This is a genomic window from Pseudonocardia hierapolitana (assembly GCF_007994075.1).
GTDB lineage: Bacteria > Actinomycetota > Actinomycetes > Mycobacteriales > Pseudonocardiaceae > Pseudonocardia > Pseudonocardia hierapolitana.
On sequence record NZ_VIWU01000001.1, the window covers coordinates 4,251,927 to 4,276,862 of the forward strand.

The window sequence follows — 24,936 nt, forward strand, 5'->3', positions numbered from 1 at the left end:
GCCCCGCTGACGGACCCGGGGCCTCAGCTCGGAGCGCCGGTCAGCGGTCGCGGGGCGGGGGCGGGGGCGGCGCCCGTCGCCAGCAGGTCCAGGGTCAGCGCCGCGGACCAGCTGAAGTCCGCCACCCCACGCCCGGCGCCCGTGCGCGGGTCGAAGTACTCCCGGAAGCCCTCCTGCCGCACCGCGTTGAGCATGGCGGCGCGCAGGGTCGCCGCTTCGGCCTGCCGGCCGTGGCGCTCCAGCCCGCGCAGGACGACCCAGCTGGTGTTGATCCATGCCGGGCCGCGCCAGTAGCGGGTGGTGTCGAACGCGGGGCCGGTGAGGTCGTAGCTGGGCAGCGGGACGCGGTCGTTCAGTGCGAAGCGCGGGCCGGTCATGCCTGCCACCAGGGCGTCGACGACGTCGGCCGGCAGGTCGAGCACCAGCGGCGCCAGGCCGCCGACGCAGTGCTCGGGGACGCGCTCGCCGTCGCGGTCGAGTGCGAAGAAGTGCCCGGCGGCGCGGTCGTAGCAGCGGGCCATGAGGGCGTCGCGGATGGCGGCCGCGCGCTCGCGGTGCGGCTCCGACGGCTTGCCGATGATGTCGGCGATCTCGGCGAGCGCCTCCTCCGACCAGGCCAGCAGCGCGTTGAACAGCGGGTCGACCGCGACGAAGAGGTGCGCGCCCGCCTCATCGCGGTAGCCGTGCTCGCGGTAGTTGTCGACGATCGCGACGTAGCGGGCGTAGTCCGCGGCGGTGGGTCGCTCGGTGGCGTCGACGTGGTCGAGGTCGCGGCGCCGGTGCGCGGACAGCACCTGGACGTCCGCGGGCACGCGGGCCAGCTCGGCGTCCCACGCGGGTGAGTTGTCCTGGCCGGACTCCCACGGGTGGACGATCGTGACGAGGCCCCCGCGCGCATCGGTGGAGCCGTCGGCGCGGTCGCGCAGCAGGTAGTCGTTCTGGGCCTTCAGGCCGGGGTACACGCGACGGAGGAAGAGCCTGCCCAGGGTGGGCGAGGCGCGGTGGACCTCGAGCGCGGCCACCGCGTGCACCGGCGGCTGCACGATCCCGGACGTCTCGCGCCGCGGGGCGCCAGGCACGTCCCGGGAACGCCAGAAGTCGGGCCCGGGGAAGTAGGCGTCTCGCGCGACCGCGGGGTTGAACACGATCTGCGGCAGGCGCCCGTCGGCCCACTGCGCGGCCAGCAGCGACTCCAGTTCGTGGCGCCCGCGCCCGGGGGAGGTGCGGGCCCACCCGATCGCGATGAACGCGGAGTCCCAGCTCCACTGGTGCGGGTAGAGCCGCCGCGACGGCACGGTGTGCCCGCGCTCCCAGTTGCCGCGCAGCACGTCGATCGCCTGCCGGCGCAGCTCGGTGTCACGCACGGCCGGCCCCGGCGGCGCGCAGGGTCGCCGCGGCCTTCGGCAGCGCCTGCTCGGCGGGGCCGGACAGTCGGCACTCCGCGGCGAGGTCGCCTGCGTAGCCGATGCTCGCGAGCGCGGCGACGAACGCCGTCCAGTCCAGGTGCCCCGCGCCGGGCTCGAGCCGGTTGGAGTCCGACACCTGCACGTGGTGCAGGCGGTGTGCGGCGGCGACCAGCGCGCTCTGCGGGTCGGCCTCCTCGATGTTCATGTGGTACGAGTCCGCCACCACGCCCACGCTGTCGAGGCCGGTGGCCTCGGCGAGCTCGACGGCCTGCTCGAGGCGGTTGACCATGTGGTCCTCGTAGCGGTTCAGCGGCTCGAGCAGGATCCGCACGCCCTCGCGACGCGCGTGCTCGCCCAGGTCGCCGAGGGCGTCCAGCAGCACGGCGCGGTCGCCCGCCTCGTCGCGCGGCGGCTCGAACGGGGGCAGCCGCCGGGAGAACATCCCGTACGCCGCGGGCGTCATCGCCGCGGTGCCGCCGAGCTCGGCGATCACCGACAGCTGGGTGCGCATGTTCTCCAGCGCGTCGCGCCTGCGGTCGGCGTCGAAGTCGCCGATGAAGTGCAGCATCTCCACGCAGACCGTGGGCATCACGACGCCGTCGCGGCGGGCGCGGTGCAGCTCCGGGAGGCGCTCGCGGATGCGGTGCCCACCCTGGCCGCGCAGCTCGATGCCGTCGTAGCCGAACGCCTGCGCGGCGTCCCACTTCTCCTGCAGCGTGCCGCCGGGCAGCAGTTGCTCCTGGCAGGTGAGCCTCATGAGGCGCTCCGGAGTTCGATGGCGGGTTCGGGGCGGAAGTCGAGGACGACCTGGAGCGCCGATGCGGGGTCGGCGTCCAGCAGTGCGTACGCGTCGGCGGCCAACGGGGCCGGTACGACGTGGCTGACCAGCGACAGCACGTCCAGGCGGCCCGCGGCGACCAGGTCGATCACGGTGCGGTGCAGTCGCTCGGGGCTCCAGCGCTGGGCGATCGCGAGCGGCGCCGAGGAGATCTGCGAGGAGACGATCTGCACGCGGTTGTGGTGGAACTCCTCGCCGAGCCGCAGCCCGAGCCCGTCGCCCTGGTAGAAGCCGGCGGCCACGACCCGGCCGCCGACCGCGCAGCCGCGCACGGCCTCGTGCAGGGCGCGGTAGGCCCCGCTGATCTCGATGCAGACGTCCGCGCCGCGGCCCCCGGTGAGCTCCTTGATCCGCTCGCCCACGTCGTCGGCAACGGGGTCGAGGACGTGGGCGGCTCCGAACGCGGCAGCCTGCTTGCGGCGGGCCTCGATCCCGTCGACGGCGACGACCTCGGCGCCGCTGCCGAGGGTGAGCTGGGTGGCGATCAGGCCCAGCACGCCCTGGCCGAACACGGCGACGGTCTCACCGATGTGCACGTCGGCGGCGAGCACGGCGTTGAGCGCGACGGCGCCGACCCGGGCGAACGTGCCCGCGAGCGGGTCGAGTCCCGCGGGGAGCACGCGGCCATCGATCTTCTCGACCGGCAGCACGACTTCGCCGGAGTGGCTCCACAGCCCCCAGACGGTGACGCCGAGCAGGGCGTCGTCGACGTCGCTTCCCAGCTCGACGACCTCGCCGACCTCGCTGTAGCCCCACACCGTGTTCGGGTAGGCGCTCACCGCGGCCTCGTCCACGAAGAGCCTGCGGTCGGGGTCCCAGCGCCGGTCCAGGTGCGGGTTGGTGCCCCGGTAGAGGGTCAGCTCGGTGCCTGCGGAGATCCCGGAGTAGAGGGTGCGCACCCGTACGTGGCCGGGTGGGATCGCGGCACGTGGTGAGCGCAGCACCTCGACCTGACGCGGCCCGGTGAGCGCCACCACGAGCGGGTCCCCGTTGGCTGGCTCCTCTTCGACGGCATCCATGGAGCTGACCTCGCGTTCTACGCCTCACATCCGACGTTTATGACGCTAGCACTGCGCGTATTACGAGTGAGCATCAGGCAAAAAAAGACCCGGCCAGCGGTTGTGGATCAAGCTGTCGAACGGGTTCACTTGCGGCGCGCGAAGGGTGCCGACGCAGCAGCGATGGGGGAACCAGTGATGAGAACCGTGACCCGGCGTGTCGGAATCGCCGTAGGGCTCGTCGCCGTCATGGCGGTCTCCGCCTGCGGGGGCGGGGGAGGCGAGGACGGCGGTGACGCGAACGCGATCACCGTCTGGACCGCCGACACTTTGCCCGACCGCGTCGCCGCCACCCAGGCGATCATCGACCGGTTCACCCAGCAGACCGGGATCCGGGTCGACCTCGTCGGGGTCGAGGAGGACCAGTTCAACCAGACCCTCACCGCGGCCGCGGCCGCCGGTGACCTGCCGGACGTGATCGGCTCGATCCCGCTGTCGTCCGTCCGCACGCTCGCCACGAACGACCTGGTCAACAGCGAGGCGACGGCCGCCGTGGTCGAGGCGCTCGGGCCGGAGACCTGGAACCAGACCGCGCTGCAGCTCACCCGCGAGGGCGAGGAGCAGCTGTCCGTACCCACCGAGGCCTGGTCGCAGCTGCTGTACTACCGGCGCGACCTGTTCGAGGCCGCCGGGCTGCAGGCCCCGAACACCTACGACGCGATCCTCAACGCGGCGCGCACGCTCCACACCCCGCAGGTGGCGGGCTTCGTCGGGGCCACCGCGCCGGGCGACGCGTTCACCCAGCAGACGTTCGAGCACATCGCGCTCGCCAACGGCTGCCAGATGGTGGACGAGGCAGGCGAGATCACCATCGACAGCCCGCAGTGCGTCGCGGCGTTCGAGTTCTACCGCCAGCTGATCAGCGACTACTCGGTGCCGGGCACCCAGGACGTCGACACCGTTCGTGCGGCGTACTTCGCCGGACAGTCGGCGATGGCGATCTGGTCGACGTTCCTGCTCGACGAGCTGGCAGGGCTGCGCAACGACGCCAAGCCGAGCTGCCCGGAGTGCGTGGCCGACCCGACGTTCCTGGCCCGCAACACCGCCATCGTCACCGGCCTGCAGGGGCCGGACGGCACCGAGCCCGCGCAGTTCGGCGAGGTGATCTCGTGGGCGATCACCTCCGACGCCAGCGCCGAGCCGGCGCAGCGGTTCGTCCAGTTCATGCTGAGCGACGGCTACGTCGACTGGCTCGCGTTCGCCCCGGAGGGCAAGTTCCCGGCCCGCACCGGCAGCTCGCCGGGCGCCACCGACTTCGTCGACACCTGGGAGACCCTGCCGGTGGGCGTTGACACCGAGGGCCCGCTGCAGCAGTTCTACCCGCAGGACGTGCTGGACGCCCTCGCCACCGGCCCCGAGGACTTCACCCGCTGGGGGATCACCCAGGGTCAGGGCGACCTGATCGGCGCCTCGCTCGGCGAGCTGCCCGTTCCCGCCGCCGTGGCCGCCGTGACGAGTGGTGGCACCGACGCCCAGGGTGCCGCGAAGCAGGCCGCCGACGCCCTGCGCGCGATCCAGGACAGCCTCCGATGACGGGTCGCGGGGCATGAGTACCGAAGCCGGGATACGCCCGCCGGGAACCACCCCACCCGAGGAGCGGGGCACCGGCCGCACGCTGGCCGCCGCCGATGCCCGCGCCGGGCTCGCGCTGATCTCCCCGACCGTGGTGATCGTCCTCGCGATGGTGGTCGTCCCGATCGTCTGGACGGTGCTGCTGGCGTTCCAGCGGCTGCGCCTGCTGAACCTGCGCAGCTCGGGGCTGTTCGGCGAGTTCACGCTGAGCAACTTCGACAACGTCTTCACGGCGCCGACGTTCTGGAGCGCGCTGGCCACCACCCTCACGTACTCCGTGCTGGGCACGGCGGGAGCGATCGGGCTCGGCCTCGTCGCCGCGCTCGCGCTGCGGCGGCCCTTCCGCGGCCGCGGGCTCGTGCGGGCGGTGATGCTGCTGCCGTACGTGGCGCCGATCGTCGCCGCGACCTTCTCGTGGTCCACGATGCTCAACCCGCAGTTCGGCGTCGTGAACCACTGGGGCACCAGGCTGCTGGGGTGGGACGAGCCGATCGCGTTCCTGTCCCAGCGCAGCAGCGACATCTCGCTCTTCGGCCTGACGATCGGGGTGCCGACGGCCCTGCTCACGGTGATCGCCTTCGAGGCGTGGCGGTCGTTCCCGTTCGCGTTCCTGTTCCTGACGGCGCGGCTGCAGGCGGTGCCTGCCACGCTGGAGGAGGCCGCCACCGTGGACGGCGCCACCCTCACCCAGCGCTTCCGCTACGTCGTGCTCCCGCAGCTGCTGCCCACGATCGCCGTGCTCGCCGTGCTGCGGTTCATCTGGACGTTCAACAGCTTCGACGACATCTACCTGCTCACCGGCGGTGGCGCCGGAACCGAGGTGGTGGCGGTCTCGGTGTTCAGCGCCCTCACCGCCCGCGGGGACATCGGCGGTGCGGCGGCGCAGGCGCTCGTGCTCGCCGCGATCCTCGCCGCCCTCATCGGCCTCTACCTGTGGCGGCTGGCGCCGCGGGAGGAGCGCTCCTGATGGCGACCATGACCCGCGACACCGTCGAGACCCGCGTCTTCGGGGTCCTGCGGATCGTGACGATCGTCCTGCTGCTGATCATCACGATCTTCCCGTTCTACTACATGGGCCTGCTGTCGCTGCGCCCGCTCGACCGGGTGCTGCAGGACCCGGGGGCGCTGTGGCTGCCGCCGTCGGAGGTGAACCTCGACAGCTACGGCAGCGTGGTCGCCCCGCCGAGCGCGGGCGGGCAGGGCTTCCTGATCTTCCTGGCGAACAGCGCGGTCGTCGCGTTCGGCACCGTGGCGCTCACTTTGCTGATCGCGCTGCCCGGCGCCTACGCCGTCAGCCGCCTGCAGTTCTTCGGCCGCAGGCAGGTCGGCGTGCTGTTCCTGGCCGTGTACCTGTTCCCGCCGATCCTGCTCGCCGTCCCGCTCTTCGTGTTCTTCACCCGGATCGGGCTGCGCGGCACGCTCGTCGGGCTGCTGATCGTGTACGTCTCGCAGGTCGTCGCGGTGTCGATCTACATGCTGCGCAACTACTTCGACACCGTGCCGGTGAGCCTCGAGGAGGCCGCCGCGATCGACGGGTGCTCGCGGCTGGGCGTCATGTGGCGGATCAGCCTGCCGCTGGCCATGCCGGCGATCATCGCGAACGCCCTGTTCATCTTCATGATCGCGTGGAACGAGTTCCTGTTCGCGCTGCTCTTCCTCATCGAGGAGCGCGACCGCTGGACCGTGTCGCTCGGCCTGTCCCAGCTCGCCGGCAGCATCGAGATCCCGACCACCGTCCTGATGGCGGGCTCCGTCATCGTGACGCTCCCGATCATCGTCGTGTTCTTCGCGAGCGAGAAACTGCTCACCGAAGGGCTCACAGCGGGAGCCGAGAAGGGCTGAGGTGGAGCTGGTGCCCCGATGTCGGTGATCGACCAGGAGCGGGTCGCGTCCGGCAACCCGGTGTCGGCGGGCCGGCTGCTGCTGCTCGTCCGGCGGGGGATCGCGACCACCCGCCGCGACCTGATCCGGGTCACCGGGCTGTCGCGGTCCACCGTCACGCAGCGGGTGGACGCGCTGCTCGGAGCGGGCCTGCTGCGCGAGTCGGCCGGTGAGGCCGAGGGCCGCGGCCGCCCCGCCGGGGCCCTCGCCTTCGACGAGGGCTTCGGCCACGTCCTCGTCGCCGGCGTGCACCGGGACCGCGTCGAGCTCACCGCCGTCGACCTGGGCGGGCGGGAGCTGCACCGGCGGGTGTTCGACATGCCCGTCGCCGCCGGGCCCGAGCCCGTGCTCGGCGCGGTCGAATCCGAGCTGGACCGGCTCGTCGCCGAGTCCGGGATCGACTCGGCGCGCACCGTCGCGCTCGGGGTGGGCGTGCCCGGCCCGGTGGACGTCGCCGCCGGGCGGGTCATGCAGCCGCCGGTGATGCCGGGCTGGCACGACTACCCGGTGCGCGACCGGCTCGTGCGACGGCTCGGCGTGCCCGTGTTCGTCGAGAACGACGCCAACCTCATGGCCCTGGGTGAGCAGCGGGCGAACTGGCCGAGCGTCCCGGCGTTGCTGCTCGTGACCGTCGGCAGCGGCATCGGCGCCGGGATCGTCATCGACGGGCGGCTCTACCGAGGCATCGACGGCGGGGCGGGCGACATCGGCCACATCCGCATGTACGGCCACGACGAGCGGTGTGCGTGCGGTGCCGTGGGTTGCCTGGCCGCCGTGGCGTCCGGGGACGCGCTCGCCCGCAGGCTCGCCGCCATGGGCAAGGACGTCTCGAGCGCCGTGGACGTGCGCCGGCTGGTGCAGGAGGGCGACCCGGACGCCATCGCCGCCGTCCGGGCGGCGGGGCAGCTCGCCGGGGAGGTGATGACCACCGTCGTCTCGGTGCTCAACCCGGAGATCCTCGTGCTCGCAGGCGAGATGGCCCAGACCAACGAGTACTTCGTCACGGGCATGCGCGAGCTGATCTACCAGCGCTCACTGCCCCGGGCCACCCGCCGCCTGCGCGTGGTGAGCACGACGCTCGGCGACCGCGCCTCGGTCGTGGGGATGAGCGAGCTGGCGGTCGACGAGGTCTTCGCACCCGACGCCGTCGACGCCCGCCTCGGCACCCGCTGAAGCGGGTGAGTCTTGCGTTTTCGACCGGCGAGTCCGACGTTCCTGCACGGCGAGTCTTGCGTTCCTGCACGGCGAGTCTTGCGTTCCTGCACGGCGAGTCTTGCGTTGCGGTGCGGTGAGTCCTGCGTGCGGGCGGGCTACTGCGGGGTGGCCCAGGCGGGCACGACGCCGGCGTCGAGGTAGGACACCACCGCGATCGCGCCTGCCGCGGCCCAGGCCTGGGGGCGGCACGCCGTGGGGTAGCTGACGGCCTCGCCGTCGATCTCGGCGTAGAGCTCGGGCAGTCGGTCGGCGAAGTCCCCGGCCGCGGCGACGAGGCCTTCACCGAGCGAGCGGGCGACCTCGTGCCGGCCGACGCCTGCGAGGCCGAGCACGGCGATCGCGGTGTCGTGGGGCCACACGGAGCCGCGGTGGTAGGTGAGCGGGTCGTAGCCGCCGTTGGTGCTCGACAGCGTGCGCAGGCCGCGGCCGCCGTCGAGGTCGGGGCGGGCGAGCCGGTCGGCCACGAGCTGGGCCTCGTCCGGGTCGAGGATCCCGGTGGTCAGCAGGTGGGCCATGTTCGACGCCGGTCCGGTGACCGCCCGTCCGTGCCCGTCGAGCGCGATGGCGGGGTAGCGGCCGTCCGGGTCGTCGATCCAGTAGGTCGCGCGGAACAGGGCGGCCAGCCGGTCGGCCCACTGCCGCCACTCGTCGGCGCCCGGCCGGTCGAACGCCGCGAGCACCGCGGCCCCACCGCGGGCCGCCGCGTACGCGTAGCCCTGCACCTCGCACAGCGCCAGTGGCTGGGCGGCGATCGTCCCGTCGGCCCAGCGCACGGCGCCCGGCGAGTCCTTCCACCCCTGGTTGGCCAGGCCGCTGCCGGACGAGCGGCGGTAGCTGAGGAACCCGTAGTCGCCCGCGGTGCGCTTGATCCAGCCGAGCGCGGCCTCCAGGTTCGGCAGCAGCGCGGCCACCTCCGCCTCGGGGAGGCCGGCCTGCCAGGCGTCGTGCAGCAGGCAGCACCACAGCGGCGTGGCGTCGACCGTGCCGTAGTAGCTCGGCGGCAGGTCCAGCCCGCCCGCCTGCAGCCCGTTCGGCCGGAACTCGTGGATGATCTTGCCGGGCTCCTCCTCGCCGCGCGGGTTGCTGACCCGACCCTGTCGCCGCGCCAGCACCCGCAGGGTGCCGCCGGCGAGCGTGGTGGACATCGGCAGCATCATCCGTGCCGTCCACAGCGAGTCGCGCCCGAACAGCGTGCAGAACCAGGGGCTCCCGGCCGCGGCGAACCGGTCGGCGGGGTCGATCGGGTCGGCGAGGAGCAGGCCGTCGAGATCGGCGAGGCTGCGCTGCACCAGGTCGCCACGCGGTCCGCCCACCGCGCGCTCGTCCAGCCGCCATTCGAGCGGGTCGGCCGTCCGGAAGTCCTCCGGCCCGGCCGGCGACGGCGTGAGGACGACCTGCAGCGCCCAGCGCGCGTCCGGGGTGAGGCGCAGCGGCCAGCTCAGCACGGCGTCGGGGCCGTCGGTGTCGATCTCGCCGGGAGCGGGCGCCGTGGTGAGCGAGGCGGCGACGTCGTGGCGGGACCACCGGATCTCGCCACCGTGGACTGTGGGCGGGACCTCCGAGAGCGGCGCGCCGGACTTGACCACCGGGGTGGCCGACAGGTCGCTGCGGGCGCGCAGGACCAGCCGTAGCTCGACCGGAGCGCTCCCGGAGTTGTGCAGGGTGATCTCCTCGACCGCCGTGCGATCGGCGATGCGGCGCTCGCGGCGCACCCGCACGCCGGGAAGTTCGCCCTCGAACGACGCGCGGCCGGCCCCATCGAGGCCGGCCGCCGCGAACTGCAGATCGACGCCCTGGACGTCGATCTCCAGGCGGTTGCAGTAGCGGGTGTCGCCCACGTAGAAGCCCTGTGCGCCCTCGGGACGGACCTGGCCGTCGGGGTCGGAGAGCAGCTCCGCGGGCGCGGCGAGCACCGTGAGGAGGTGGTCGAGGGTGGTTTCGCCGGGCCGGTCCGTCGCCGGGCGTGTGGCGGTCATGTGATCAAAGCTCCTGGTCCGGGCACGCGTCGTGCCCCCCTCGTCGGGTCGACGCTACGCCTTGCGCCCGAAGCGGCGGCCGGGAGGGCAAGATCGCCCCATGTCCGAACCATTCCAGCCGTTCCCGGAGGAGTTCGAGCGCGGGCTCGCCGTCGTCGCCCATCCTGACGACCTCGAGTACGGCGGCGCGGCCGCCGTCGCGCGCTGGACCGCACAAGGCCGTCACATCGCCTACCTCCTCGTCACCCGCGGAGAAGCGGGGATCGACACGCTGCCGCCTGCCGAGTGCGGACCGCTGCGGGAGGCCGAGCAGCGCGCGGCAGCGGCGGAGGTCGGCGTCGACGTCGTGGAGTTCCTCGACCACCCGGACGGGCTGATCACCTACGGGGTGCCGCTTCGCCGTGACATCGCGGCCGCGATCCGCAGGCACCGCCCCGATTTGGTGATCACGGTGAACCACCACGACACCTTCCCGGGCGGGCACTACAACATGGCCGATCACCGGGCGGTCGGGCAGGCCACCCTCGACGCCGTGCGGGACGCGGCCAACCGCTGGCTGTTCCCCGAGGTCGGCGAGCCGTGGAGCGGTGTGCGCCAGGTGCTGGTCATGGCCTCGCCGCTGTCCGGGCACGCCGTGGACGTCGAGGAGCACTTCGACCGCGGGGTGGCGTCGCTGCGCGCCCACAGGGCCTACCTGGAGGCGCTCGGCGGGCCGATGGGCGACGCGGAGACGTTCCTGCGCGGGGCCGCCGAGGAAGCCGCCGCCCGCCTGCCCGGGTCCCGCCTCGCCACCGCCTTCCAGGTCATCCCGGCCTAGGCTCACGTCTCGTGAACCCGTCGACGACCCACGCGCGGCTGGTCGTCGACGAGCTGGTCCGCTGCGGCGTCACCGACGCGGTGCTGTGCCCCGGGTCCCGCAACGCACCGTTGTCGTTCGCCCTGCACGCCGCGGACGCGGCCGGCCGGCTGCGGCTGCACGTCCGGATCGACGAGCGCACGGCCGGTTTCCTCGCGCTCGGGATCGCGTTGCGGTCGGGGCGCCCGGTGCCGGTCTGCACGACGTCGGGCACGGCCGTGGCGAACCTGCATCCCGCGGTGCTGGAGGCGTCGTACGCGGGCGTTCCGCTGGTGGTGCTGAGCGCCGACCGGCCGCCGGACGTGATCGGCACCGGGGCCAGCCAGACGATCGAGCAGGCCGGGCTGTTCGGCGGCGCGGTGCGGCTGGCCGTGAACGCGGCGGTGGACGGCGATCCCGCCCGGCTGCGCTCGTTCGTCGACCGGCTGGTCGCCGCGGCCACCGGGGCGCCGCCCGGCCCCGTGCACCTGAACCTCCCCTTCGCCGAGCCCCTGGTGCCCGACGGCCCCGGCGAAGCTCCCGCGGGCCGGCCGGACGGCCGGCCGCGGACGCGGGTGGCGCCGGTCGCCCGCCATGCGGGACCGCTGCCGCTCGACCCGTCGGCCCCCACGCTGGTCATCGCCGGTCACGGCGCGCCGGACGGCCTGCTCGACCTGCCGGTCCCGGTGGTCGCCGAACCCGCGTCAGCGGCCTGGCGAGCAGCGGTGCGCACCGGCCCGTGGCTGCTCGGGGCCGTCCCCGCGCTGCGGCCGGCCCAGGTGGTGGTGGCGGGGCGTCCCACGCTGCACCGTCCCGTTCAGCGGCTACTCGCCGACCCGGACGTCGCGGTCCACGTGCTCGCCGATCCCCGCGGCCTGCCATGGACCGACGTCGCGGGCAGCGTCCGCGCGATCGGGAGCCTTCCGCCGCTGCGCCCCGACCGGTCGTGGACCGACCGGTGGCGCGCCGCGGACGCCGCCGCGGCGGACGCCCTCGACAAGGCGCTCGACGACCCCGCCGCGCCCGGTGGGCTGCGCCTGGCCCGCGAGCTGGTGGCTGCGCTGCCGCCCGGCGCGCAGCTGGTGCTCGGCTCGTCCAACCCGGTGCGCGACGTCGCGCTCGCCGCCGTGCCGCGCCGCGACCTCACGGTGCTCGCGAACCGGGGTGTCGCCGGCATCGACGGCACGGTCTCGACGGCCGTCGGTGCCGCACTCGTGCACGACGGGCCCGCGTACGTGCTGCTCGGCGACCTCACGCTCCTGCACGACACCACCGGCCTCGTCCTCGGTCCGGACGAGCCGCGCCCCGACCTCACGATCGTGGTGCTCAACGACGACGGCGGCGGCATCTTCGAGCTGCTGGAGCAGGGTGCCCCGGAACACGCCGCCGCGTTCGAGCGGGTGTTCGGCACGCCGCACGGCGTCGACCTGGCCGCCCTGTGCGCGGCGACCGGCACCGGTCACGTGCAGGTGGAGCTGCCGGACCTCGCCGACGCGCTCGCCCCGGCGCCCGGGCTGCGGGTCGTCGAGGTGCGCGCCGGGCGCCGCGAGCTACGGGAAGGACACGCGAAGCTCCGCGCGGCCGTCGACGCGGTACTGACGGAGGTCTACTGAGCCTGCCAGACGGCTCGGTCGCTGGTTCAGGAAAGCCACATTCAGGGCCTTGTGGTTCCTGAATGTGGCTTTCCTGAACTCGGGCCGGCCTTCCGCCCGGTTCAGGAGGTCGTCGCCAGAAGCAGGTCCACCTCTTCGCGGGTGGGTGCGGTGGCGGGGCCGGGACGCGTCACGGCGAGGGCGGCCGCCGCGTTCGCGCGGGTCGCGGCGCCGACGAGGTCCGCCCCGAGCAGGAGCTCGGCGGCGAGCACACCGCAGTGCGCGTCGCCCGCCCCCGTGGTGTCGACGGTCTCGACCGGGATGCCGGGGACGTGCGTCGTGGTGCCGTCGCGGGTGACGAGGCAACCCGCCGCGCCGTCGCGCACGATCACGGCCGCCGACGGGGGAAGGCGCCTGGCGAGCTTCGCCGAGGCCTCCCGGCGGTCGGTCTCGCCGGTGAGGATGCGTGCCTCGCGGGCGTTCGCGGAGAGGATCGACGTGCGTTCCAGGAGCCGGGTCCAGGCGGTGGGGTCGATCTCCCCGACGAGCGGCCCGGGGTCGACCAGCACCGTCGGGCCGTCGAGGGTGGCGAGCCGGTCGAGCAGGACGGCCGCCTTGTCCGGGACGAGCAGGCTGTAGCCGCTCACGTACACCACGTCCGCGGCGGTGACCGGTACGGCCGCGAGCGCGGCGGCGTCGACGGTCGACTCGGCCCCGCTGCCCGTCACGAACGTGCGCTCGCCGGTGCCGTCCACGAGCACGACGCAGATCCCGGTGTCCGATCCCGGGGTGGGCGGGAGCGCTGTCGTGATGCCCTCGGCGGCCATGGCGGCGCGCGCGAGGTCGCCGAACCGGCCGCCGCCGTGCCCGCCCGCGTACACGACCTCGGCCCCGGCCCGCGCGGCCGCGGCCATGACGTTGAACCCGCCGCCGGGCTGCAGGTCGGTGTGCGAGGCGAACACGTCCCCGCCGACCGGCGGCAGCCCCTTCACCCGCATCACCAGGTCGAGGATCACCTGCCCGGTGTGGATCAGCCGGCCGGTCATCGCCGGGCCCCGCCCAGCCCGCCGTAGATCCCTGCGGCCACGACGAAGGTGACCACCCAGCCGAGCCCGTTCTCCCCGAGCCAGCTCCCGGCGAGCGGTCCGCTGAACCACGGCGCGTCCGACGGGCCGGCGGTGACGAACAGGTAGCCGGCGACGATCGCGGCGGCCCATGCCGTGACGGCCCGCCACTCGACACCGCCGCGGTACCAGTACGCGCTGGTCCGGCGCACGTCCATCAGCGCGACCGGGTCGTAGTGCTCGCGGCGGAGCATGTCGGTGGCGAATACACCGACCCAGGCCGTGATCGGTACGGCGAGGAGGCTGATGAACGCGATGAACGGGCCGTAGAAGTCGTCGGCGACGAGGATGAAGTAGATCGCCCCGACGAACGTCACCACCACGTCGACGACCACGGCGTACACGCGCGGCATCCGCAGGCCGAGCGTCAGGGTGGTGAGCCCCGCGGAGTAGACGGACAGGTGGTTGGACAGCAGCAGCCCGCCGAACGCCGCCACCAGGTACGGCACCGCCATCCAGGTCGGCAGCATGGCGCGGATGGCGGCCACCGGGTCGCCCGCGTCGGCCAGCGACGGGTCGCCCGCGGCGAGCATGCTTCCCAGGGAAATGAGGAGCACCAGCGGGATGCCCGCCCCCGCGGCCGCCGAGAGCACCAGCGAGCCTGCCTTCACGCCGGGTGCCTGGTAGCGCGAGACGTCGGCCGACGCGTTCGCCCACCCGATGCCGGTGCCGGCCGCGATGATGCCGACGCCCGCGATCATCGTGCCGACGGGCGCGGGGGTGGCCGCGCCGACGGCCGCCCAGTCGACGGTGGCGACGAGGAAGGCGCCGACCACGATGTTGAGCGCGCCGAACACCCAGGTCGCCCAGCGCTGCACGGACACGAGCACGGCGTGCCCCAGCCCGGACACGACCACCGTGAGCAGCACGAACACCGTGATGCACGCGACGGTCAGCCAGGGGTGGTCGGTGGCGGCCGGGCTGGCGCCGAACAGGATCGTGCACAGCGAGAGCAGCGCGAACGCCGCCGTAGTCGTGTTGACCGTCTCCCAGCCCAGCCGGGAGATCAGCGAGACGGCGGTGGGGCCGATGTTGCCGCGCGCCCCGAACACGGCCCGCGACAGCGTGAGGCCGGGGGCGCCGCCGCGGCGGCCTGCGATCGACACCGCCCCGACGATCGCGAACGAGCCGACCGAGCCGATGGCCGCGACGACCACCGCCTGCCACACGGTGAGCCCCAGCGCCACGAGGGTGGCGCCCAGCGGCAGGCCGAGGATCGAGATGTTGGCGGCGAACCACACCCAGAACAGCTGGGCGGGGCGCCCGTGACGCTCGTCGGCGGGCACCGGCTCGATGCCGCGCGTCTCGAGCGCGGCTTCGACCCTCCCGGTGCTGGGGCCTTCGCTGGTGGTGGTCATGTCGAGCTCCCGTGCCGGAGTTGGAGCAGCCCGTCGGCGACGGGTGCCGGATCGAGGCCGTTGACCCGCAGGACCGTGTCGAGCAGGTCCGCGGGCAGCCCGCCCACGCCGTGGTGCGCGCCGAGCACGGCGCCGCAGATCGCGGCGACCGTGTCGGTGTCGCCGCCGATCTCGGCCGCGAGGGTGAGCGCTTCGAGGGGGGCGTCGCCGAGCGCCTCGGCGAGCGCGAACGCCGCCACCACCGACTCCTGCGCCGCCACGGACGTGCCGATCACGTCCGCGACGGCGTCGGCGAGGTCGGCGCGGCCCCGGCCGCGGACGAAGCCGCGGGCCCAGCGGATGCGGGCGGCGATGTCGCCGCCCGCGGCCCAGTGGCCGCGCCGCGCACCGGCGGCCGCGGCGTGCTCGGCGGCGTCGAGTGCGCTGCTCAGGCCCTCGCCCGCGACGCCTGTGGAGACGGCCGCGGCCACCGCGGCGGCCGCGGCGATCCCGATGGAGGAGTTGTGGGTCACCCGGCTGGCCTGCACGACGGCGTCGAGCAGCGCGTCGTGGTCCGACACCGGCACGGCGATCCCCACGGGTGCCACCCGCATCGCGGCCCCGTTGGTGGTGCCGTCGCGACCGGCCTCGTCCGGCGCCTCGCCCGCCCGCAGGCGCTGGATCGCGCGCTTGGTCGACGGGCCGAGCAGGTCCGCCGAGCCACGGCGGACCATGTCGGCCTCCCACCGCTCCAGCGCGTCCGCGAACGCGGTCGCGTCGACGCGGCCGGCCCCGTCGATCAGCAGCCCGGCGAGCAGCAGCGCCTGCTCCGTGTCGTCGGTGACCGAGCCCGCCGGCATCCCCGGCGCGATCGGCTGGTCGGGGGCGGCGTCGAGCAGCGTGGTCACGCGCCCGTACCGCGAGGTGATCCACTCCCGCGACATCGACTGCGTGGGCATGCCCAGCGCGTCGCCGAGGGCGAGTCCGGCGAGCGCGCCGATCGCCCGGTCCCGCTCGCGCTGTGACATCGATTCGCTCGCAAGCTGGCTCATCGATCGCCGAACGTCAGGTGGAACCGGAACCGCGCCGGGTCCAGCAAGCTCTCGACGTGCTCGACGAGGTTTCCGTCGCTGGTCAGCGTGGTGCGGGTCGAGTGGAGGAACAGCTCACCGGTTCTGCGTTCGAGCAGGGCGGCGGCCTCCTCGTCGAGGGGGACGGTCGAGATCCACTGCTCGCCGTTCGTGCCGCTCAGCCCGGCAGCCCGCAGCGTCGCCGTGATCGAGCCGTCGACGAGGCCGCGCACGGGCAGGTCGGCGAGCGCGCCGGTGGCCGGAACCGCGGACGTCTCCAGGGAGACCGGGCCGGCCGCCGTCCGGCGCAGCCGCCGGATGGTGACGAGCGGGCCGTGGCGATCGACGAGATCCGCGGCCCCGCCCCGCTCGATGCCGAGCAGCTCCACGGTGACGTCCGACCCGGCGTCGGCGAGGGCGCGGGCCCAGCCGACGCTCTGGTCGAGCGCCACGCCGTCGAACGTGACGAACGAACCGACGCCGGTCTCGGTGGCGATCAGGTTGCGGCGCTGCAGCTCCGACAGGGCGCTGCGGACGGTGCCGCGGCTGACCTGGTAGCTCGCCGCCAGCTGGTTCTCACCCGGCAGCCGCTCGCCGCGGGCCAGTCGGCCGGAGCGGATCCGCTCGGTCAGGTCCTCGACCAACCGGGACCGCTTGCTGAACCCCACCTGTCCAGTCATGTACATACATGTATGCCATGAGGAGCGGGTTTGTCCAGCAGTCAGTCCTGGCCGGAGTCCTCCAGCGCGTCGCGGACCGCGACCATCTTCGCTGCGGCCTCCCGCACCTCGGTGTCCGGATCGGAGTCGGCGACGATCCCGCAGCCGGCGAACAGGCGCGCGACCGGCCCGTCCAGCTGCGCGCACCGTAGGGCGATGCCGAGCTCGCCGTCGCCTGCGCCGTCCATCCAGCCGACGGGACCGGCGTACCGGCCGCGGTCCATGCCCTCCAGCTCGGCGATCAGGGCGAGCGCGGCGTCGCGCGGCGTGCCACCGACCGCCGCCGTGGGGTGCACGGCCTCGGCGAGCTGCAGCAGCGAGGCGGGTGCCTGCGGGTCGAGCTTCCCGTGCACGTCGCTGGCCAGGTGGGAGACGTTGCGCAACGCGATCACCGACGGCGTCTCGGGCACGTCGAGCGTGGTGCACATCGGGCGGAGCGCGTCGGCGAGCGAGTCGACGGCGAGCGCGTGCTCGTGGCGGTCCTTGGCCGAGCCGAGCAGCTGGCCGGGCAGGTCGTCGCACTCACCCGGCCAGATCGTGCCGGCGAGCACCCGCGACGAGACGGTGCCGTCCTCGCGGCGCACCAGGAGCTCCGGGGTGGCGCCGACGAGCCCGTCCACGGAGTAGGACCAGCACGTGGGGTAGCGGCGGGCCAGGCCTGCGAGCAGGAACCGCGGGTCGAGCGGGGCGTCGCCCACCGCGAGCAGGTCGTGGGCGAGCGCGGCCTTGTCGAGCTCGCCCGCCCGCATCCGGCGGACCGCCTCCGCCACCGCGTTCCGGTAGCCCGCCACCGGCAGCAGACCGTCGGCGAACCGCAGCGTGCCGCTCGGCCGGACCGGGGTGACCGCCCGCACCGCGGGCGGGCCGTCACCGCGGGAGAACTCGGTGATCCACGCGACCCCGTTGCGCCGCCCGACGAGCACCCGCGGGACGACCAGCACCGAGCCCGGTGAGTTCTCGGCGAACGTGAAGCTGACGAACGCCACCGGGCCCGTACCGGGTACGTCGACGGCGTCGTCGACCCGCAGCCCCGCGGTGAAGGAGCGCCACCACGCGTCGGCCTCGGCGAACCGGTTCTGCCCCGCGACGGTGATGCGGGCGACCTCACCCCACCCGACGAGGCCGTCGGATCCCCGCACCCACGACAGCGGGTTGCGGTCGTCGGGAAGCAGCTCGAGCAGGCCGCCCGGGTCGCCGACGAGCCTGGTTCGCACGCCCAACCCGGTCGGTAGCGGGGCGATCGTCACGAATCCGAGAGTAGGAGGCGGTTGGCGTTCGTGTGCGCGCGGCCCGGGAGGCACCGGCCACACCGGTGCCCTCACCAGGCCTCATACGATGGGGGACGTGACGAGTGGCACCCAGACGACAGGCACCGGGCGCACCCGCGCGATCGACGAGCTGGCATCGCTGGTGGGCCCGGTCGGTCGCTTCGCGGCGACCAGGGCCTCCGAGATCGTCACGGGGATCGCGGTGCTCGCCACGGTGCTCGGCCTGCTCGCGCTGGCCGGTGCCGCCGTGAACGACCGTTCCATCTCGGCCAACCCCGGCTACGCGCAGGCCGAGGTGCTGGACGGGTCGACGTTCGCCCGCACGGTCGTCCGCTTCACGGTGGCCAGCGGCGAGACCGTGGTGCCCGAGCACGGGGTCTTCTACCCGTCCGGGCTCGAGGTTGGCGAGTCGGTGGCCGTCGAGTACGACCTGGCCGACCCGGAGCTCGCCCGGGTGGCCGGGCGCAGCGCGCTCGATCAGGCGGCCCCCCTCGCCCTCGGCGTGGCGCTGGTGTGGGCCGTGCTGGGGCCCATCGCCTTCTGGCTGCGGCGCCGCCGCCGCGCCTAGTGCTCCCGGCGGGGAGCACTAGCCTGCGCGGTACCGATCGGCGAGCTCGGGCGGGGCGCAGGCCAGCCAGCCGTCGAGGATCGCGTCCCGCAGCGCGGCCTCGGTGACCTCGTCCAGCTCGACGAGCACCGCCGCGTAGCCGTCGAAGTGCGGGATCGTGAAGAACGCGCCCGTGTTCGCGGCGAGCACCGCCTCCTTCTCGTGGAGGTCGGCGACGCGGATCGCGAGGATCGGGCCGTCCGGTGGGGTCTCGGCGCCGTACCGGCGGATGTCGGCCTTGCTGAACGCCCGTTCCCAGGCGAAGACCTTCGGCCCGCCGCGCTTCGTGGTGCCCTGCACCGCCCACGCCCTGCTGCCGTGCCGTTCGAGTTCGACGACCCCCGGCAGCTCGGTTGCCATGCCGGCCACGTCGTCGAGGCTCACCATGCCGCGGACGCTACTCGGTTCGGCGTGTGGCCAGCGCGACCCCGAGCACGGTGACCGCCATCCCGCCGAGCGCCACGACGCCGAGCGACTCCCCGAACATCACGAACGCCATCAGGGCCGTGATCCCGGGCACGAGGTAGAAGTAGCTGGTGACCTGGGCCGCTGCGCCGCGGCGCAGCATGAGGAACAGCAGCGAGATGCCCCCGCCGGTGAGCACCAGTACCGACCAAGCCAGCGCGCCCACGAGCTGAGGTGTCCAGTCGAACCGGAACGACTCGAACGCGAGCGCGAACGGCAACGTCACCACGACCGACGCAACGAACTGCACCACCTGGCCGGTGCGCAGGTCGAACTGCGGGCAGAACCGCTTCTGGTAGAGCGTGCCGATCGTGATCGCGAGCAGGGCCATGACCGTGAGGCCGAGCGTCCCGGGTGACAGGCCTTCGGTGGTGAGCCGGTTGGACACCACCAGCGCGACGCCCACGAACCCGAGGAGCAGCCCGATCACCTGCCGCGTGCCCAGCCGTTCGCCGAGCAGCCCGGCGAACACCGCGGTGAGCACCGGCTGCAGGTTCACCACGAGCGCCGCGACGCCGGCCGGCATCCCGGCGGCGACCGCGGCCCACACGCCGCCGAGGTAGCCCGCCTGGATCCCGACGCCGGCCACCGCGATGTGCAGCGCCTGCCGCCCGCGTGGCCACGGCGCTCCCGCCGCGACCGCGAGGGCGAGCATCAGAACGATCACGCCCGCGTAGCGCACCACCAGGAAGCTCAGCGGCTCCGCGTACGGGGCGGCGTACTTCGCGACGACGAAGCCGGAAGCCCAGATGACGACGAACGCGAACGGCGTGGCGCGCACGGCGAAGCCGGCGCGCGAGACGGTGGTACTGATGCCCGACCCTAACCCGCGCCCGGCCCGCGACTCACCCGCATCGAGAACGTGATTCGGGGGCCGGGTCAGACCTCGGACGCGCGCCACCAGGCCAGCACGGCGTCGAGCGCTCCCGGCACCGCGACGATCATGGCGTCCGTTGGCAGGGGATCGGGGCACCCGTTCCCGTCCACGATCACGGCGCCTGCCTCCACGGCGAGGCAGGCGGCGCCCGCGACGTCCCACTCGCGGTAGCCCTCGAGCACCGCGGCGACGGCGTGCCCGAGCGCCACCTGGGTGACCGCGAGCGCCGACGAGCCGAGGGAACGGATCCCGGCGTGGGCCGCGGTGGCGTGGCGGGTGAACGAGGCGGTGCGATCGGGTCCGAGCTCGGCGCAGATCAGCCCGCCCGCCGGAGGCCGGGGCACGACCCGGACCGGGACGCCGTTCGCCCGCACCCCTCGTCCGCGGGCGGCGGCGTAGATCTGGGCCCGGCTCGGGTCGGCGATCACCCCCACGACCGGCCCGGAGGCGTCCACCAGCGCGAGACTGTATGCGCACCACGGGAATCCCGCGACGTAGTTTGCGGTGCCGTCCACCGGGTCGACGACCCACCGGTACGGGGCGCGGTGCGCGTCCGGGTCGGCGCCGTACTCCTCGCCGACCACGGGCACGCCGGGGAACTCCGCGGCGAGCACCCGGCGGGTGTGGCGCTCGAGGGTCCGGTCGGTGTCGGTGACCCAGTCGAAGGGGTTGGCCTTGTGCGCGGCACCGCTGTGGTGCTCCCGGCCCGCGGTGGCCGTGATCACCTCGGCCGCGTCGTTGGCGAGCCGCCCGGCCACCTCGAGGGCACGGGACATCAGCCCGGCTTCCACAGGGAGGGGCGCCGGGGGTGCGCTCGGTTCCTGCTGGACGGTCATGTGGCCCGAGCGTCACCGGCTCCGGTGTCCCGGGTGCGTCACGCAGGTGACGTGCCGACGATCACACGGCCAACTGTGCGACAGACACCCGCGAGCGGGCCGGCGGCGCATTGAAGGCCCGCGAGCCCGCCGGAGCGGAGCGGAGGCAATGACAAGACAGAGTTGGCTCGCAGTTCGATGGCAAGCCACCGGCGCGATCCCCGGCCGGGGGACGGTGCCACCGTGCGCGTCGCGATCGTCTCCGAATGCTTCCTCCCCGTGGTCAACGGCGTCACCAACTCGGTGCTGCGGGTGGTCGAGCACCTCACCGAGGCGGGGCACGAGGTGCTGGTCGTCGCGCCCGGCATCGACGGCCCCACCGAGTACGCGGGCGCGCCCGTCGTGCGGATCAGGGAGATGAACCTGCCGGTCGTGTCGTCGATGCCGGTCGGCGTGCCGAGCAGGCGCGTGCTCACGGCGCTGCGCGAGTTCTCGCCGGACGTGGTGCACCTCGCGGCGCCGTTCGTCGTCGGGTACCGGGGGCTCGCGGCGGCGCGCAGGCTGGGCATCCCGACGGTCGCGGTCTACCAGACCGACGTGGCCGGCTTCGCCTCCTCCTACGGCCTCGGCCTCACCGCGCGCGCGGCGTGGCGCTGGACGTGCCGGCTGCACGGGCAGGCCGACCGCACGCTCGCGCCGTCGAGCTGGGCCACCGCTGCGCTGCGGGCCCGGGGCGTGCCCCGGGTGCACCAGTGGGCGCGGGGCGTCGACACCCGGCGGTTCACCCCGTCGAAGCGCGACGACGCGTTGCGCGCCGAGCTGGCTCCCCGGGGCGAGCTGCTGGTCGGGTACGTCGGGCGGCTGGCACCCGAGAAGCAGGTCGAGCGGCTCGCCGCGCTGGAAGGGCTGCCGGGCACCCGGCTCGTCGTGGTGGGCGGCGGGCCCAGCGAGGAGCGCCTGCGGGCGATCCTGCCGGGCGCGGCGTTCCTCGGGTTCCGGGAGGGCGACGACCTCGCCCGGATCTACGCATCGCTGGACGTGTTCGTCCACACCGGGCCGTCCGAGACGTTCTGCCAGGCGGCGCAGGAGGCGCTCGCGTCGGGGTTGCCCGTCGTGGCACCGGACGCGGGCGGCCCGCGCGACCTGGTGCTGCCCGGGCGTACCGGCTTCCTGGTGCCGCCACACCCCGACGGGGCCGCCGCGGACGACCCGGCAGCCGTAGCAGCGGACGCCGAGCTGCGGGCCGCGGTGGAGACCCTCGCCGATCCGCAGCTGCGCGGCCGGTTCGGCGCAGCGGCGCGGCGGTCGGTGCTGCGCCGCACCTGGTCGGCGGTGTGCGACGAGCTGCTGGCGCACTACGCCGAGGTCATCGGCGGCCACAGCGCAGCGGCGGCCTAGTGCCCCCCGCCGGAAGTCCCGCACATGCCTCGACGGCCCAGCTTCCCGCTGGGCGCACCGGCGAACCGGCCGAGTATGTCCAATACGAGGCCGGCACGCCGGCACACCCAGCGGAAAGCTGGATCCGCCGATACATGCACCGGACTTCCGGCGGGGGGCACTGTTGAGGATCGTCCAGCTGGCCAACTTCTACGGCCCGCGGTCGGGTGGCCTGCGCACCGCGCTGCACCACCTCGGCGCCGGTTACGGAGCGCGGGGGCACGAGGTCGTGCTCGTGGTGCCCGGCCCGCGATCCGGGGACGAGCTCCTGCCCACCGGGATCCGGCGCGTCACGATCGCCGCGCCCCGGCTGCCCGGCACCGGCGGCTACCGGGCGGTCGACCCGTGGCGGGTGCAGCGGTTGCTGGAACGGCTGCGCCCCGACGCGATCGAGGTGTCCGACCGGCTCACCCTGCGCGGGCTCGGCGCGTGGGCGGCCCGGCACGGCGTGCCGAGCGTGGTGATCTCCCACGAGCGGCTCGACCGGCTGCTCGCCCAGTTCCTGCTGCCCGGCGCGACGGCCCGCCGCGTCGCCGACCTGGCGAACGCCCGGATGGCCGCCGCTTACGACACCGTCGTCTGCACGACGTCGTTCGCGCGGGCCGAGTTCGACCGCATCGGGGCGCGCAACGTCGCGCAGGTCCCGCTCGGCGTCGACCTCACGACCTTCTCGCCCCGCCACCACGACAGCGAACTGCGGGCCGGCCTCGCGGGCGGGGCCGAGACCCTCCTCGTGCACTGCGGGCGGCTCTCGCCGGAGAAACACCCCGAGCGCAGCATCGACACGGTGGCCGCGCTGCGTGCGGCGGGGCACCGGGTGCGGCTGGTCGTCGCGGGGGACGGACCGCGCAGGCCCGCCCTGGAACGGCGCGCCGCGGGGCTTCCGGTGACGTTCGTGGGTTTCGTCCGCGACCGCGGCCGGCTCGCCCGGCTGCTGGCCTCGGCGGACGTCTCGCTCGCCCCCGGCCCGCACGAGACGTTCGGGCTGTCCGCGCTGGAGGCGCTCGCCAGCGGCACGCCGGTGGTGGTGTCGGCCTCGTCGGCGCTGCCGGAGATCGTCGGCCCGTCGGGGGCCGCCGCGCTGGACCGGCCGGAGGCCTTCGCCGCGGGCGTCACCACGCTGCTCGCCGCCGACGAGGCGAGCCGGCGGGGCGCGGCGCGGGCACGGGCGGAGCAGTTCGGCTGGCCGGCCTCCGTGACCGGGATGCTGGGGATGCTGGCCGCGTCCTGACGCCGCGCACGCGCCGCGGTCGGCGCGACTACGCCCTCACGCTCGCGAGGGTGTCGAGCCAGTGCAGCAGCAGCGCGGTCTCCGGCTCGCCGAGTCCGGTCTCGTGGTCGCGCAGGATGGCGGCGAGCTGCAAGGCCGCGACGACCAGTGAGCCGTCGCCGCCTGCGTGCGCGGTGGCGCGGTCGGGGACCAGCACCGCGGCGTGGACGGCGTCGCGCACCCGCCGGGAGAGGTCCGGGTCGGGGTAGTTCTCGGGCTGCGTGACGAGGTTCAGCGCCACCCCGATGTTCGCGGACATGATCATCTGGGCGGCCGTGCCCGACCCGATCCGCAGCCTGCCCGCCGCCGCGCACCGGTCGAGGGTCTCCCGCAGCAGGCGCATCGCCTCCTGCGCGGCGGAGGGGACCGTGGCGAAGCTCGGCGAGAACATCAGCCGGTAGACGGCGGGGTGGGACTTCGCGAACTCGACGTGGGTGTCCCACCCGTTGCGCAGGTCCGTGACGGGGTCCTCGGACGGTTCGGCGGCCCGCTTCGTGGCCAGGTAGCGGTCGAACCCGTAGTCCACGAGCGCGCTGAGCAGGCCGTTCTTGTCCCCGAACAGCCGGTACAGCACGGGCGCCCCGACGCCGACCGCCTCGCACACCGCGCGCGTGGCGATGTCGCGGTCCGGTGAGGCGTTCAGCAGCTCTTCGGCTGCCTCGAGCATCCGCGTGCGCATGTCCACCCCATGAGCGTAGCGGCACTAACGATGTAGCCGTACGAGTGTTACGCACGTCATAGCAGCGATTCGTAGATTCTGTAGCGCGGCTACGACTTCCGGTGTTAGCGTCGTTCCAGATCGAGTGAAACGACGTTACGAAGGAGCGGGACCATGACCGAGAGCACGTCGAGGGTCGCGATCGTGACCGGCGGTTCGGGCGGCATCGGACGGGCGGTCGCCGAGCGACTGGCCGCCGACGGGATGACCGTGCTGGTGCACTACGCGGGCAACCCGGGGCGGGCCGAGGAGACCGTCGACGCGATCGTGGCCGCCGGTGGCACCGCCGCCGCGTTCCGGGCGGACGTCGCGAACGAGAACGAGGTGGCCGCCCTCTTCGACGAGGCGGAGCGGCGCTACGGCGGCGTCGACGTGGTCGTGCACACGGCGGGGATCATGCTGCTCTCGCCGCTCGCCGAGCTCGACCTCGACGACCTCGACCGGATGCACCGCACCAACATCCGCGGGACCTTCGTGGTCGACCAGCAGGCCGCCCGCCGCGTCCGCAGCGGCGGCGCGATCATCAACTTCTCCACGTCGGTGACGAAGATCGCCCTGCCGACGTACACCGCGTACGCCGCCAGCAAGGGCGCCGTCGACGCGATGACCCTGATCCTGGCCAGGGAGCTGCGCGGTCGCGACATCACCGTCAACGCCGTCGCGCCCGGCCCGACCGCCACCCCGCTGTACCTCGAGGGCAAAGAGCAGTCGGTGATCGACCACATGGCCTCGATGGCCCCGCTGGAGCGACTCGGCGCGCCCGCCGACATCGCCGAGGCAGTCGCCTTCCTCGCCGGCCCGGCCCGCTGGATCAACGGGCAGGTCCTCTACGCCAACGGCGGAATCATCTGAGCAG

Annotated in this window: 23 protein-coding genes; 10 read left to right on the plus strand and 13 right to left on the minus strand. The window is 74.0% G+C overall.

Annotated features, from left to right (window positions below; all coding sequences use genetic code 11):
• Window positions 1–23 precede the first annotated feature (23 nt).
• From FHX44_RS20105 to FHX44_RS20115, 3 genes are read right to left on the minus strand one after another with little or no spacing between them, the layout of a single operon-like run.
• Window positions 24–1,364 (minus strand): MGH1-like glycoside hydrolase domain-containing protein, encoded by a 1,341-nt coding sequence (locus FHX44_RS20105; protein ID WP_147257209.1) that lies wholly within the window; start codon window positions 1,362–1,364, stop codon window positions 24–26.
• Window positions 1,357–2,163 (minus strand): sugar phosphate isomerase/epimerase family protein, encoded by an 807-nt coding sequence (locus FHX44_RS20110; protein ID WP_147257210.1) that lies wholly within the window; start codon window positions 2,161–2,163, stop codon window positions 1,357–1,359. Before FHX44_RS20110 ends, FHX44_RS20105 begins: the two co-directional genes overlap by 8 nt.
• The gene (locus FHX44_RS20115) at window positions 2,160–3,263 is read right to left on the minus strand and encodes a zinc-binding dehydrogenase (protein WP_147257211.1); all 1,104 of its coding nucleotides are present in this window, start codon (window positions 3,261–3,263) and stop codon (window positions 2,160–2,162) included. The genes FHX44_RS20110 and FHX44_RS20115 overlap by 4 nt, the downstream gene beginning before the upstream one ends.
• Before the next feature lie 186 nt (window positions 3,264–3,449).
• Here FHX44_RS20115 and FHX44_RS20120 point away from each other — a divergent pair, with 186 nt between their 5' ends.
• Genes FHX44_RS20120 through FHX44_RS20135 form a run of 4 tightly spaced genes read left to right on the plus strand, consistent with a single transcriptional unit; the run spans window position 3,450 to window position 7,928 of the window.
• Complete coding sequence (locus FHX44_RS20120) at window positions 3,450–4,835, plus strand: ABC transporter substrate-binding protein (RefSeq protein ID WP_212612556.1); 1,386 nt, start codon at window positions 3,450–3,452, stop codon at window positions 4,833–4,835.
• 13 nt (window positions 4,836–4,848) lie between these two features.
• Window positions 4,849–5,841 carry a carbohydrate ABC transporter permease gene (locus tag FHX44_RS20125; RefSeq protein WP_147257213.1) on the plus strand — a complete coding sequence of 331 codons (993 nt, stop codon included), beginning with the start codon at window positions 4,849–4,851 and terminating at the stop codon, window positions 5,839–5,841.
• The gene (locus FHX44_RS20130) at window positions 5,841–6,716 is read left to right on the plus strand and encodes a carbohydrate ABC transporter permease (protein ID WP_212612557.1); all 876 of its coding nucleotides are present in this window, start codon (window positions 5,841–5,843) and stop codon (window positions 6,714–6,716) included. The genes FHX44_RS20125 and FHX44_RS20130 overlap by 1 nt, the downstream gene beginning before the upstream one ends.
• Before the next feature lie 18 nt (window positions 6,717–6,734).
• The gene (locus FHX44_RS20135; protein ID WP_147257214.1) at window positions 6,735–7,928 is read left to right on the plus strand and encodes an ROK family transcriptional regulator; all 1,194 of its coding nucleotides are present in this window, start codon (window positions 6,735–6,737) and stop codon (window positions 7,926–7,928) included.
• Between the two features lie 137 nt (window positions 7,929–8,065).
• Here FHX44_RS20135 and FHX44_RS20140 read toward each other — a convergent pair whose 3' ends face one another.
• Window positions 8,066–9,946 (minus strand): glycogen debranching N-terminal domain-containing protein, encoded by a 1,881-nt coding sequence (locus FHX44_RS20140; protein ID WP_147257215.1) that lies wholly within the window; start codon window positions 9,944–9,946, stop codon window positions 8,066–8,068.
• 100 nt (window positions 9,947–10,046) lie between these two features.
• Between FHX44_RS20140 and FHX44_RS20145 the strand changes: the two genes are divergently transcribed.
• Entirely contained in the window at window positions 10,047–10,763 is a 717-nt protein-coding gene (locus tag FHX44_RS20145) for a PIG-L deacetylase family protein (RefSeq protein ID WP_147257216.1), read from the plus strand.
• 11 nt (window positions 10,764–10,774) lie between these two features.
• On the plus strand, window positions 10,775–12,394 hold the full coding sequence (gene menD, locus FHX44_RS20150; protein WP_147257217.1) for a 2-succinyl-5-enolpyruvyl-6-hydroxy-3-cyclohexene-1-carboxylic-acid synthase: 1,620 nt from the start codon (window positions 10,775–10,777) through the stop codon (window positions 12,392–12,394).
• Window positions 12,395–12,495: 101 nt separating this feature from the next.
• Here menD and FHX44_RS20155 read toward each other — a convergent pair whose 3' ends face one another.
• Genes FHX44_RS20155 through FHX44_RS20175 form a run of 5 tightly spaced genes read right to left on the minus strand, consistent with a single transcriptional unit; the run spans window position 12,496 to window position 17,870 of the window.
• Complete coding sequence (locus FHX44_RS20155) at window positions 12,496–13,419, minus strand: PfkB family carbohydrate kinase (protein ID WP_147257218.1); 924 nt, start codon at window positions 13,417–13,419, stop codon at window positions 12,496–12,498.
• Window positions 13,416–14,855, minus strand: coding sequence for a purine-cytosine permease family protein (locus FHX44_RS20160; RefSeq protein WP_147257219.1), 1,440 nt, complete (start codon window positions 14,853–14,855; stop codon window positions 13,416–13,418). Before FHX44_RS20160 ends, FHX44_RS20155 begins: the two co-directional genes overlap by 4 nt.
• A complete protein-coding gene (locus tag FHX44_RS20165; RefSeq protein WP_342792769.1) occupies window positions 14,852–15,886 on the minus strand; it encodes an ADP-ribosylglycohydrolase family protein in 1,035 nt (344 codons plus the stop codon). The genes FHX44_RS20160 and FHX44_RS20165 overlap by 4 nt, the downstream gene beginning before the upstream one ends.
• A complete protein-coding gene (locus FHX44_RS20170; protein ID WP_147257220.1) occupies window positions 15,883–16,590 on the minus strand; it encodes a GntR family transcriptional regulator in 708 nt (235 codons plus the stop codon). Before FHX44_RS20170 ends, FHX44_RS20165 begins: the two co-directional genes overlap by 4 nt.
• 35 nt (window positions 16,591–16,625) lie before the next feature.
• Window positions 16,626–17,870, minus strand: a complete 1,245-nt coding sequence (locus FHX44_RS20175) for an isochorismate synthase (RefSeq protein WP_246170493.1) — start codon at window positions 17,868–17,870, stop codon at window positions 16,626–16,628.
• A 97-nt stretch (window positions 17,871–17,967) separates the two neighbouring features.
• Here FHX44_RS20175 and FHX44_RS20180 point away from each other — a divergent pair, with 97 nt between their 5' ends.
• Window positions 17,968–18,459, plus strand: coding sequence for a DUF3592 domain-containing protein (locus FHX44_RS20180; protein ID WP_147257221.1), 492 nt, complete (start codon window positions 17,968–17,970; stop codon window positions 18,457–18,459).
• 18 nt (window positions 18,460–18,477) lie between these two features.
• Here the strand turns inward: FHX44_RS20180 and FHX44_RS20185 are convergent, their stop codons facing one another.
• The 3 genes from FHX44_RS20185 to FHX44_RS20195 form a co-directional block, all read right to left on the minus strand.
• Window positions 18,478–18,885, minus strand: coding sequence for an MmcQ/YjbR family DNA-binding protein (locus tag FHX44_RS20185; protein WP_147257222.1), 408 nt, complete (start codon window positions 18,883–18,885; stop codon window positions 18,478–18,480).
• Window positions 18,886–18,895: 10 nt separating this feature from the next.
• Window positions 18,896–19,744, minus strand: a complete 849-nt coding sequence (locus FHX44_RS20190) for a DMT family transporter (RefSeq protein WP_212612558.1) — start codon at window positions 19,742–19,744, stop codon at window positions 18,896–18,898.
• Window positions 19,745–19,842: 98 nt separating this feature from the next.
• Entirely contained in the window at window positions 19,843–20,676 is an 834-nt protein-coding gene (locus FHX44_RS20195; RefSeq protein WP_147257223.1) for an inositol monophosphatase family protein, read from the minus strand.
• Between the two features lie 222 nt (window positions 20,677–20,898).
• Here FHX44_RS20195 and FHX44_RS20200 point away from each other — a divergent pair, with 222 nt between their 5' ends.
• Together FHX44_RS20200 and FHX44_RS20205 are read left to right on the plus strand one after the other, a co-directional pair.
• Window positions 20,899–22,053, plus strand: a complete 1,155-nt coding sequence (locus tag FHX44_RS20200; protein ID WP_212612559.1) for a glycosyltransferase family 4 protein — start codon at window positions 20,899–20,901, stop codon at window positions 22,051–22,053.
• 163 nt (window positions 22,054–22,216) lie between these two features.
• Window positions 22,217–23,323, plus strand: a complete 1,107-nt coding sequence (locus tag FHX44_RS20205; protein ID WP_147257225.1) for a glycosyltransferase family 4 protein — start codon at window positions 22,217–22,219, stop codon at window positions 23,321–23,323.
• Window positions 23,324–23,351: 28 nt separating this feature from the next.
• Here the strand turns inward: FHX44_RS20205 and FHX44_RS20210 are convergent, their stop codons facing one another.
• Window positions 23,352–24,041 carry a TetR/AcrR family transcriptional regulator gene (locus FHX44_RS20210; protein ID WP_246170978.1) on the minus strand — a complete coding sequence of 230 codons (690 nt, stop codon included), beginning with the start codon at window positions 24,039–24,041 and terminating at the stop codon, window positions 23,352–23,354.
• Between the two features lie 153 nt (window positions 24,042–24,194).
• Here FHX44_RS20210 and FHX44_RS20215 point away from each other — a divergent pair, with 153 nt between their 5' ends.
• Window positions 24,195–24,932, plus strand: a complete 738-nt coding sequence (locus tag FHX44_RS20215; RefSeq protein ID WP_147257227.1) for an SDR family oxidoreductase — start codon at window positions 24,195–24,197, stop codon at window positions 24,930–24,932.
• The last annotated feature ends 4 nt before the right edge of the window (window positions 24,933–24,936 follow it).

Coding starts and splice junctions, on each gene's coding strand:
- FHX44_RS20165 (WP_342792769.1), bottom strand. CDS start 15,886: ATGAGCCAGCTTGCGAGCGAATCGATGTCACAGCGCGAGCGGGACCGG.
- FHX44_RS20160 (WP_147257219.1), bottom strand. CDS start 14,855: ATGACCACCACCAGCGAAGGCCCCAGCACCGGGAGGGTCGAAGCCGCG.
- FHX44_RS20155 (WP_147257218.1), bottom strand. CDS start 13,419: ATGACCGGCCGGCTGATCCACACCGGGCAGGTGATCCTCGACCTGGTG.
- FHX44_RS20130 (WP_212612557.1), top strand. CDS start 5,841: ATGGCGACCATGACCCGCGACACCGTCGAGACCCGCGTCTTCGGGGTC.
- FHX44_RS20140 (WP_147257215.1), bottom strand. CDS start 9,946: ATGACCGCCACACGCCCGGCGACGGACCGGCCCGGCGAAACCACCCTC.
- FHX44_RS20215 (WP_147257227.1), top strand. CDS start 24,195: ATGACCGAGAGCACGTCGAGGGTCGCGATCGTGACCGGCGGTTCGGGC.
- FHX44_RS20145 (WP_147257216.1), top strand. CDS start 10,047: ATGTCCGAACCATTCCAGCCGTTCCCGGAGGAGTTCGAGCGCGGGCTC.
- FHX44_RS20110 (WP_147257210.1), bottom strand. CDS start 2,163: ATGAGGCTCACCTGCCAGGAGCAACTGCTGCCCGGCGGCACGCTGCAG.
- FHX44_RS20125 (WP_147257213.1), top strand. CDS start 4,849: ATGAGTACCGAAGCCGGGATACGCCCGCCGGGAACCACCCCACCCGAG.
- FHX44_RS20195 (WP_147257223.1), bottom strand. CDS start 20,676: ATGACCGTCCAGCAGGAACCGAGCGCACCCCCGGCGCCCCTCCCTGTG.
- FHX44_RS20115 (WP_147257211.1), bottom strand. CDS start 3,263: ATGGATGCCGTCGAAGAGGAGCCAGCCAACGGGGACCCGCTCGTGGTG.
- FHX44_RS20185 (WP_147257222.1), bottom strand. CDS start 18,885: ATGGTGAGCCTCGACGACGTGGCCGGCATGGCAACCGAGCTGCCGGGG.
- FHX44_RS20210 (WP_246170978.1), bottom strand. CDS start 24,041: ATGCGCACGCGGATGCTCGAGGCAGCCGAAGAGCTGCTGAACGCCTCA.
- FHX44_RS20170 (WP_147257220.1), bottom strand. CDS start 16,590: ATGTACATGACTGGACAGGTGGGGTTCAGCAAGCGGTCCCGGTTGGTC.
- FHX44_RS20135 (WP_147257214.1), top strand. CDS start 6,735: ATGTCGGTGATCGACCAGGAGCGGGTCGCGTCCGGCAACCCGGTGTCG.